This is a genomic window from Sphingomonas sp. PP-F2F-A104-K0414 (genome assembly GCF_004340945.1).
GTDB lineage: Bacteria > Pseudomonadota > Alphaproteobacteria > Sphingomonadales > Sphingomonadaceae > Sphingomonas.
In genome coordinates, this window is sequence record NZ_SLYD01000004.1 from 556,044 (window position 1) to 565,552 (window position 9,509).

The window sequence follows — 9,509 nt, forward strand, 5'->3', positions numbered from 1 at the left end:
TCGAACCGCGACGTGTTGCAGCGCGGACACTATATTCAACATAATTTGTGAACGTTCACAACGGTAGCGCTACCGTGCTTGACACACTGTGACGGACAGAGAATGTGAACGTTCACGGGGAAGGCGCAGCTTATAGCGCCGTCTACAGGGGAGGACTATCATGCGTGGCTTCACAGCTCGCTCGCTTTCGCGTTTCGTCATCGGCACATCGGCACTGGCCTTAGTTGGCCTGCCCGGCATCGCCATGGCGCAGGACGCTGCCGCAACGGTCGGCAATCCAGGCTCTTCGGACATCGTACCGCAGGCCACCCCCACCGGTCCGAACGAGGCCACCGACGATATCGTCGTCACCGGCATCCGCGCATCGCTGCGCGAGGCGATCGACATCAAGCGCAATGGCCAGGGCGTGGTCGACGCGATTTCGTCGGAAGATATCGGCAAGTTCCCGGACACCAACCTCGCCGAGTCACTGCAGCGCATCACCGGCGTATCGATCGACCGCTCGAACGGTGAAGGCTCGACCGTCACCGTCCGCGGCTTCGGCCCGGAATATAACCTCGTCACGCTGAACGGTCGCCAGATGCCGACCTCGACACTCGGCGACGGCGCCAGCGCGCCCGCCTCGCGCTCGTTCGACTTCGCCAACCTCGCCTCCGAAGGCGTCGCCGCGGTCGAGGTCTACAAGACCGGTCGCGCCGCCGTGCCCTCGGGCGGCATCGGCTCGACGATCAACATCCGCACCCCGCGCCCGCTCGACAAGCCGGGCACGCGTGGCAGCATCGCCGCCAAGGGCGTGCTCGACAGCTCGCGCAACGGCAAGGACCAGATCACGCCGGAAGTGTCGGGCATCCTGTCCACCACCTTCGCCGACGACCGGATCGGTATCCTGTTCAGCGGCGCGTATCAGCGTCGCAAGGCGAGCAACAACTCGGCGAGCGTCGGCTTCCGCGACGGGTTCCTGGGGGCTGAGAATAACTGGGGCACGCTGGCACAGCCCGGCACGCCGGGCGCCGCCAACATCACCAACCGCCCCGGTCCGACCGACGTCTATGAGATCCCGCAGAGTGCCGCCTACGACGTCATCGACATCGACCGCGAGCGCATCAACGGCCAGCTGGTCCTTCAGGCCAAGCCGACCGACACGCTGACGGCGACGCTCGACCTCACCTATTCGAGCAACAAGGTCGAGGTGCGCGACAGCAGCGTCGGCATCTGGTTCAACTTCGGCGACACGCGCAGCGCATGGACCAACGGGCCGGCAGCCGGTCCGGTCTTCTATTCGGAGAATTTCGCGCCGGGCAAGGATCTGTCGTACAGCAGCTCGCTCACCGCGAACAAATCCGAGAACAAGTCGATCGGCGGCAACCTGACCTGGGAAGCGCCCGGCAACGTCACGATGTCGCTCGACGCGCATCACTCGACCGCGGTTTCCAAGCCGACCAACGATTACGGTAGCAGCACGTCGATCGGCGGCGCGATCTTCGGCGTCCAGTCGCAGACCGTGAATTTCGAGAACGACCTGCCGATCATCTCGTACCAGATGTACCCCGGCATCGACCCGCTGAACGCGTCGTTGATCACGCCGACCGGCAACGCGTTCCGCAACGCGTATTTCAAGGACGAGATCAACCAGCTCCAGCTGAAGGGGCATTACGACCACGACGGCGACTTCCTCGACAGCATCGACTGGGGCTTCTCGTACGTCGACAACAAGGTCCGCTCGGCCTACGGCTTCATCCAGAACGAGACCTGGGGCGGGATCGATCCGCGCGGCGCGGCGGCCGGTGCAGCGGCGGTTCCCGACGATTTCTTCAACCTCACCAGCATACCCGACAAGTTCAAGGGCGTATCAGGCGCGAACAATCCGGCGATCCCGCAGTCGATCTACACGTTCAATTTCGAGCAGATGGCCGAACTGCTGCGGTCGCAGTATAATATCTGCAGCGCCCCGCAGACCGGCACCGCCGCGCCTGGCACGTGCCTTGCCAACTACACCAATGATCGCCGCATCCGCGAGCGGACGATCTCGCCCTACATCCAGTTCAACGGCAAGTTCGACGTCTTCGATCGACCGGCGCACATCATCGGTGGCGTCCGCTACGACGAGACGCAGGTGAACTCGTCGGCATTGGTGCCGATCCCGACCGGCACGCGCTGGACCGGGGCGAACGAATTCGCCCTGACCTATGCGGCCAACGCCGCGTTCACGACGCTCAAGGGCCGCTATCACAACTGGCTGCCCGCGGTCGATTTCGACATCGAACCGGTCCGCAACGTCAAGCTGCGCGCGTCGTACAGCCACACCATCACGCGCGCAGATTACGGCAGCCTCCAGGGCGGCCTGAACATCGACTCCAATCCGCGGATCGGTGGCGGCACCGGCAGCCAGGGCAACCCGAACCTGATCCCGTACAAGTCGAAGAACATCGATCTGTCCGCGGAATGGTATTACGGCCGCGAAAGCTATATTTCGGTCGGGTATTTCACCAAGGACGTGCAGAACTTCATCGGCACGACGCAGATCAACACGCCGGCATTCGACCTGCGCAACCCGGGCTCGGGCCCGCGCTATCGTCAGGCGGTGGCGGCACTCGGATCGACCGACAACAATTTGGTGCGCGATTACATCCTGCGCAACTTCCCGGCCTCGTCGCAGGTCACGGGGACGAGCGATGCGGGGCTGCTGACGGGCAATATCTTCGGCCTGCCGCAGGACGATCTGTTCAACTTCCAGGTCAGCCAGCCGTTCAACAGCGACCAGACCGCCAATATCAACGGCTGGGAATTCGCGATCCAGCACCGCCTGTGGGAAACCGGGTTCGGCGTCATCCTGAACTACACGATCGTCAACGGCGACGCGAAGTACGACAACGCGCTCGATCCGAATATCGGCCAGTTCGCGCTGACCGGGCTCAGCGACAGCGCCAACGCGGTCGGCTATTACGACAAGAACGGCTTCCAGGCGCGTGTCGCGTATAACTGGCGCGGGCAATTCTACGCCGGCGGCGCGTTCGACCCGACCTATGTCGAGGCGTACGGTCAGGTCGATGCGAGCGCGAGCGTCCAGATGACCAAGGGGCTGGCGGTGTTCGGCGAGGTCATCAACCTCACCGGCCAAGGACGTCGGGGGCATCGTCGCTCGGACAATTTCGTCACCTTCGCGCAGCCGGGCTACGCACGCTACTCGGCCGGCCTGCGCTTCAACTTCTGAGGCGGATGTTTGGAATCCTCCCCCGCAAGGGGGAGGTGGCGCCGGAGGCGACGGAGGGGGAGGAACACGGGACCGCTGTTGCCCTTACCTCCCCCTCCGTCTGGCAAGAGCCAGCCACCTCCCCCTGGCGGGGGAGGATTCGAGCGACCGCAATGACCGGGGAAAGATGGCGTTTTCGCCGCTGACAGGGCAAGTCGGGACGCATTCGAACGAGGGAATAGGCAGCAGACGATGGCCACGAATACCGGCCCCGAAGCAACGAGCGACCATCCGATCACGAACATCGTGGTTGTCGGGGGCGGTACGGCCGGTTGGCTCGCCGCCTGCCTGATCGCCGCCCGCACCGATCGCGGCGCCGGACACCCCCTCGAGGTGACCCTGATCGAGTCCCCCGACGTCGCGACGATCGGCGTCGGCGAAGGCACATGGCCGACGATGCGCCGCACGCTCGAACGGATCGGCATCACCGAGACCGACTTCCTCCTCGCCTGCGACGCATCGTTCAAACAGGGATCGCGGTTCGACGGCTGGCGGACCGGCGCCCCCGACGACAGCTATCTCCACCCCTTCACCGCACCCGTCGACGGCGACCCGCGCGACATCGTCGCAGCCTGGGCCGAGCATGGCGGCCAGTTCGCGAACAGTGTCGGCGCGCAAGGCGAGATCTGCCACCGCGACCTCGCGCCCCGCCAGCGGGCGATGCCCGATTATGCCGGTACGCTGAACTATGCCTACCACCTCGACGCCGGCAAGCTGGCCGCGCTCCTGACGCGCCACGCAACCGAGCGGCTCGGCGTGCGCCACGTCCGCGACCACGTCGTCGGCATCGACAGCACCGAGCACGGCGACATCGCCGCGGTCCGCACGCGCGCGTCGGGTGCGATCGTGGGCGACCTGTTCCTCGATTGCACCGGTCACGCCGCACTGTTGATCGGCGGGCATTACGGCATCGCCACGATCGACCGCGGCGGCGAACTGTTCAACGATCGCGCGCTGGCGGTGCAGATGCCCGTCGCGCCCGACAGCGCGATCGCCTCGCAGACCAACGCCACCGCGCACGCCGCCGGCTGGATCTGGGACATCGGCCTGCCGACCCGACGCGGGATCGGCTGCGTCTATTCCTCCGCGCATCTGAGCGACGACGCCGCGGCTGAGACGCTTGAGCGCTATATCCGCACCACCTCGCCGGGCGTTGCACCGCCCATTTTCCGCCAACTCAAGTTCCAGTCGCGCCATCGCGAGCGATTCTGGGAACGCAATTGCCTGGCGGTCGGGCTGTCGGCCGGATTCCTGGAGCCGCTCGAAGCGTCGGCGATCGTCCTGATCGAATTGTCGCTCGATGCGCTGCTCGACAATTTCCCCGCGACGCGGCGCGCGATGGATATTCACGCGACGCGCTTCAACACGCTGTTCCGCTATCGCTGGGACCGGATCGTCGAGTTCCTGAAGCTGCATTACGTGCTCAGCGAGCGCGACGAACCCTATTGGCTAGATCACCGCGACGCCGCATCGATCCCGCCGCGCCTCGCCGAACTGCTGACGCTCTGGCGCCACCAACCGCCGTCGCGCGCGGATTTCCCGATGATCGACGAGATATTCCCGGCGGCGAGCTATCAATATGTCCTGTACGGAATGGGCTTCCCCGTACCGACCCGCGGACCGATCGCCACGACCGACCGGGCGCGCACGGAAACCTTGCTGGCGCAGGTCGATCAGCGCAAGCGTATGCTCGCCGCTGGCCTGCCGACCAACCGTGCCTATCTCGATGCCCTGCGGCATGCGACCGCCCCTGCCATGGAATTGTCAGCCTGATGTCCGACCACGTCATCCTCGCCGCCGAAGATCACCGCGACCTTCGTATCCGTACCGAACGCGCCCCCGAACTGGGCGACGCGGTGATGACCTGCATCACCGTCCCGAGCGAGTTCCGGCGGGTCCAGACGCACTATCCGATCCTGTTCCAGCTCGACGCGGAGCGCGACAGCTTCACCGCGCTGGCGATGTTCGGGTTCGAGCCGGGCGAGAACCTGTTCCTGAGCGACGCCGGATGGGACGCGCGCTATCGTCCGCTTGCGATCGACAGCCAGCCGTTCCTGGTCGGGCGCGGCGCCGGCGACGTCCGCCAGGTCCATATCGACATGGCGAGCCCGCGGATCGGGGCGGACGAAGGCATGCGCGTGTTCGACGATACGGGCCGACCGACGCCGTATCTCGAACGGATCGCCGATCAGCTCCGGGCGCTCGACACCGATTATGTCGCGTCCGCTGATTTCTTCGCCGCATTGCGCCGCTACGAGCTGCTCGAACCGCTGACGCTCGATGTCACGCTCGACGATGGCGCGAAGAACCGGCTGGTGGGCTATCACGTGATCGACGAGGACCGGCTGGCCGGGCTCGACGGCGCTGCGGTAGCGGACCTGCACGCTGCCGGGCACATGATGCCGATCTTCATGGCGCTCGCCTCGCTCGGCAACATCGGCGATCTCGTCGCGCGGAAGAACCGGCGGATGACGCGTGGCTGACGCGGAGCCCGGTATCTTCGCGACCATGCCGCGCATCCGCGAGATCGTCATCCGCGATGCCACGGACCTGGACGTGCATCTGCGCGAGGAGACCACGCCGTTCATCGTGCGCGGGCTAATCGCCGACTGGCCGATGGTCCGCGCCGGGGTGCAATCCGCGAAGGCCGCACGCGACTATATCCAGGCCCACGCGCGCGACCTCCCTTTCGCAGTTTCAGTCGCGATGCCCGACAGCGGCGGCCGATTGTTCTACGACGCGGCGCACGCGATGAACTTCCAGATGCTGCGCGCGAAGTTGCCCGAAATCTTCGCACGGATCGACGCCAACGAAGGCGCCGCCGACGCGCACGCCATCTATCTCGCCTCGATCGACATGTATCAGTTCTTCACCGGACTCCACGAGGCGAACCATGTCGAGTTGGGCGACCGGACGCCGCTCGCCAGCATCTGGATGGGCACCCGCACGCGGATCGCAGCGCATAACGACGTGCCCGACAACCTCGCCTGCGTGGCGGTCGGCCGGCGACGCTTCACGGTCTTCCCGCGCGATCAGTTCCGCAATCTCTACCTCGGCCCGGTCGACAACACGCCGGCGGGTCGCGCGGTCAGCATGGTCGATTTCCACGCCCCCGACTTCGCCGCGCATCCCCGCTTCCGCGAGGCGCTAACGCACGGCCAGGTCGCCGAGCTTGAGGCGGGCGATGCGCTCTACATCCCGGCGATGTGGTGGCATCATGTCGAGGGGCTGTCCGACTTCAACGTGCTGGTGAATTACTGGTGGCGCGAGACGCCGCGGTGGCTCGGCCAGCCGCAGGATGCGCTGAACCACGCGATGCTGGCGATCCGCGATCTGCCTGCGGACGAGAAGCAGCACTGGCGCGAGATGTTCGATCATTACGTCTTCGCCAATGGCCGCGAGGTCGTCGACCATATCCCCGAAGCAGCACGCGGCGTGCTCGCGCCGCTCACCACCGACACCGCGGGTCGCCTCCGCGCCTTCCTCCTGAGAGCGCTCAGCCGATGACAAATACACCTGTTCGTCGCGTCGTAATCGCCGGGGGCGGCACCGCCGGCTGGATGGCCGCCGCGGCGATCGCCCGCACGATGGGCAGCACGATCGAGCTCACGCTGGTCGAATCCGACGCGATCGGCACGGTCGGCGTGGGGGAATCGACGATCCCGCCGATGATCACCTTCAACCGCCTGCTCGGGATCAACGAAGCCGAGTTCATGCGCGAGACGCAGGCGACGTTCAAACTCGGTATCCTGTTCGACGACTGGAAGGATCGCGGCGAGAGCTATTTCCACTCGTTCGGCATCACCGGCAAGGATCACTGGTCCGCCGGCTTCCAGCATTTCTGGCTGCACGGGCTGACCAAGGGCCACGACCAGCCTTACGACGATTACTGTCTTGAGCTGCGCGCGGCGTTGCAGGGCAAGTTCGCGCATCTACCCGACGATCGGATGAACTATGCGTATCAGCTCGATTCGACGCGCTACGCGAAATATCTGCGCGGGATGGCCGAAGCAGACGGCACGCGCCGTCTCGAAGGCAGGATCGCGCAGGTCGACCTGAACGGCGAGAGTGGCGACATCGCCGCGCTGGTGCTTGAGTCCGGCGTGCGAATCGAGGGCGACCTGTTCCTCGACTGCACCGGCTTTCGCGCGCTGCTGATCGAGGGCGCGCTGCACGCCGGATTCGACGACTGGACGCATTACCTGCCCTGCGATTCCGCGATCGCGATCCAGACCGAGAGCGTCCGCCCGGCGCTCCCCTACACCCGCGCGATGGCGCATGATGCGGGCTGGCAGTGGCGTATCCCGCTCCAGCATCGCACCGGCAACGGCCTGGTCTATTGCAGCCGCTATCTCGACCGCGATGCGGCGCTCGACCGGCTGCTCGGCAACATCGAGGGCAAGACGATCACCGAGCCGAACATGATCCGCTTCGTCACGGGAGCGCGACGCCAGCAATGGCATCGCAACTGCATCGCGATCGGCCTGTCGGGTGGGTTCATGGAGCCGCTCGAATCGACCAGCATCCACCTGATCCAGCGCGCCGTGCTGCGATTGCTGCGGCTGTTCCCATCGGGCGCAGTCAGCCCCCGCGATGTCGCCGAATTCAACGACCAGCAGCATACCGACATGCTGCAGATCCGCGATTTCCTGATCCTGCACTACAAGGCGACGAACCGCCGCGACAGCGCGTTTTGGCGGCAATGTGCAGCGATGCCGATCCCCGCCTCGCTCGAACAGAAGATCGAGCTGTTCCGCGAGACCGGCCGCGTGTTCCGCAAGAACGAGGAGCTGTTCGCGGAAAACAGCTGGGTGCAGGTGATGCTCGGCCAGGGGATCGTGCCGCGCAGCTATCACCCGATCGCCACCAAGCTGCGCGACGAGGAACTGGCGCGGCTGCTCGGTGGCTTGCGCGACGGCACCAACGCGACCGTTGCCGGGCTGCCCGAGCACGCCGCCTATGTCGCGCGCTACTGCGGCAACGCCCCCACTCCCTCGCCCGTCCTCACAGCCTGAATTCAGACGCATGGCACGGCGACGTCAAGCGGTAACGATCAAGCATGTCGCGGCGGATGCAGGCGTTTCGCTGCAAACCGTCAGTCGCGTCGTCAACAAGGACTCGGGCGTGCGCCCCGAGATGATGGCCCGCGTCCAGGCGTCGATCGACAAGCTTGGCTACGTCCCGTCGATCGCCGCGCAACGCATGGGCGGCTCGCGCTCGTACCTGATCCTCGCGCTCAACGACCGCGAGCGGACGATCGCCGACTGGCGCGCGCGACAGGGCACCGATTGGTTCGACCAGATGATGCTCGGCGGCATGCTGACGTGCGCGGAACACGGGTACCGGCTGATCGTCGAACTCGTCGACACGCATAGCGACCATATCGAGCGCGAGCTGCAGGCCGCGATCGCCGCGCTGCAGCCCGATGGCGTGATCCTGACTCCCCCGCATTCGGGCAATCCGCTGATCATCAACCTGCTCGAGGCCCATGGCATCAGCTTTGCACGGATCGGCTCGCTGACCGAAGGCCCCGGCATCAGGCTGATCATGGACGACACGCGCGCCGCACGCATCGCGACCGAGCATCTGCTCGAACTCGGCCACCGGCGGGTCGGCTTCATCGCCGGGCCGGCAGACTATGAACTCAGCGCGTGGCGGGTCGATGGCTGGCGCGCGGCGATGCAGGCGGCGGGGGTCGCATGCGATGATCTGTTGGCGGTGGGCGACTTCAGCCACGCGTCGGGACGCGCGGCGGCGATGCAGCTGCTGGCGCTCGCCGAGCCTCCGACCGCAATCATCGCGAGCAACGATCAGATGACGCTTGCGACGCTCGAATTGGCGCGCGAGCGTAATTTGGCAATCCCTCGCGAGCTGTCGCTCATCAGCTTCGACGACACCCCGATCATTCGTCTGGCGCATCCACCGCTGACCGCGATCGTCCAGCCGATCGCCGAAGTCTCCGCGCGTGCAGTCGCGCTGATCATCGCGGATCTCGACGCCCGACTGGCAACGACCACGCCCGTGACGGTCCCCGCGGTACTGACGTTACGCCATTCGACATCCGCACCTTAACGGGGGCCTGTACGCATGCTGGAGTTTGCGAGCGGTGTGTGTAGCCCAGACATGACAAAGCCCCGCTTTGTGAGCGGGGCTATTGTAGAAGATGGTTGCGGGGACAGGATTTGAACCTGTGACCTTCAGGTTATGAGCCTGACGAGCTACCGGGCTGCTCCACCCCGCGACATTCGCGTTAGCGAAG

The 9,509-nt window shown here is 65.5% G+C and carries 6 protein-coding genes and 1 tRNA gene; 6 read left to right on the plus strand and 1 reads right to left on the minus strand.

Translation table 11 applies throughout. The features are described from left to right. Positions 1 to 160 precede the first annotated feature (160 nt). The 6 genes from C8J46_RS12485 (at position 161) to C8J46_RS12510 (ending at position 9,322) form a co-directional block, all read left to right on the plus strand. Positions 161 to 3,211: a TonB-dependent receptor gene (locus C8J46_RS12485; RefSeq protein WP_132739491.1), complete on the plus strand. Its 3,051-nt coding sequence runs from the start codon at positions 161 to 163 to the stop codon at positions 3,209 to 3,211. A 231-nt stretch (positions 3,212 to 3,442) separates the two neighbouring features. Beyond that, positions 3,443 to 5,023, plus strand: coding sequence for a tryptophan halogenase family protein (locus C8J46_RS12490; RefSeq protein ID WP_132739494.1), 1,581 nt, complete (start codon positions 3,443 to 3,445; stop codon positions 5,021 to 5,023). Continuing rightward, positions 5,023 to 5,733 carry a SapC family protein gene (locus C8J46_RS12495; RefSeq protein ID WP_132739497.1) on the plus strand — a complete coding sequence of 237 codons (711 nt, stop codon included), beginning with the start codon at positions 5,023 to 5,025 and terminating at the stop codon, positions 5,731 to 5,733. Before C8J46_RS12490 ends, C8J46_RS12495 begins: the two co-directional genes overlap by 1 nt. Continuing rightward, entirely contained in the window at positions 5,726 to 6,757 is a 1,032-nt protein-coding gene (locus C8J46_RS12500) for a cupin-like domain-containing protein (protein WP_132739500.1), read from the plus strand. The genes C8J46_RS12495 and C8J46_RS12500 overlap by 8 nt, the downstream gene beginning before the upstream one ends. Further along, positions 6,754 to 8,265, plus strand: a complete 1,512-nt coding sequence (locus C8J46_RS12505; RefSeq protein WP_132739503.1) for a tryptophan halogenase family protein — start codon at positions 6,754 to 6,756, stop codon at positions 8,263 to 8,265. The genes C8J46_RS12500 and C8J46_RS12505 overlap by 4 nt, the downstream gene beginning before the upstream one ends. Before the next feature lie 10 nt (positions 8,266 to 8,275). After that, a complete protein-coding gene (locus tag C8J46_RS12510) occupies positions 8,276 to 9,322 on the plus strand; it encodes a LacI family DNA-binding transcriptional regulator (RefSeq protein ID WP_132739506.1) in 1,047 nt (348 codons plus the stop codon). Between the two features lie 92 nt (positions 9,323 to 9,414). Here the strand turns inward: C8J46_RS12510 and C8J46_RS12515 are convergent. Next, positions 9,415 to 9,491 (minus strand) — tRNA-Met (locus tag C8J46_RS12515). Positions 9,492 to 9,509 lie beyond the last annotated feature (18 nt).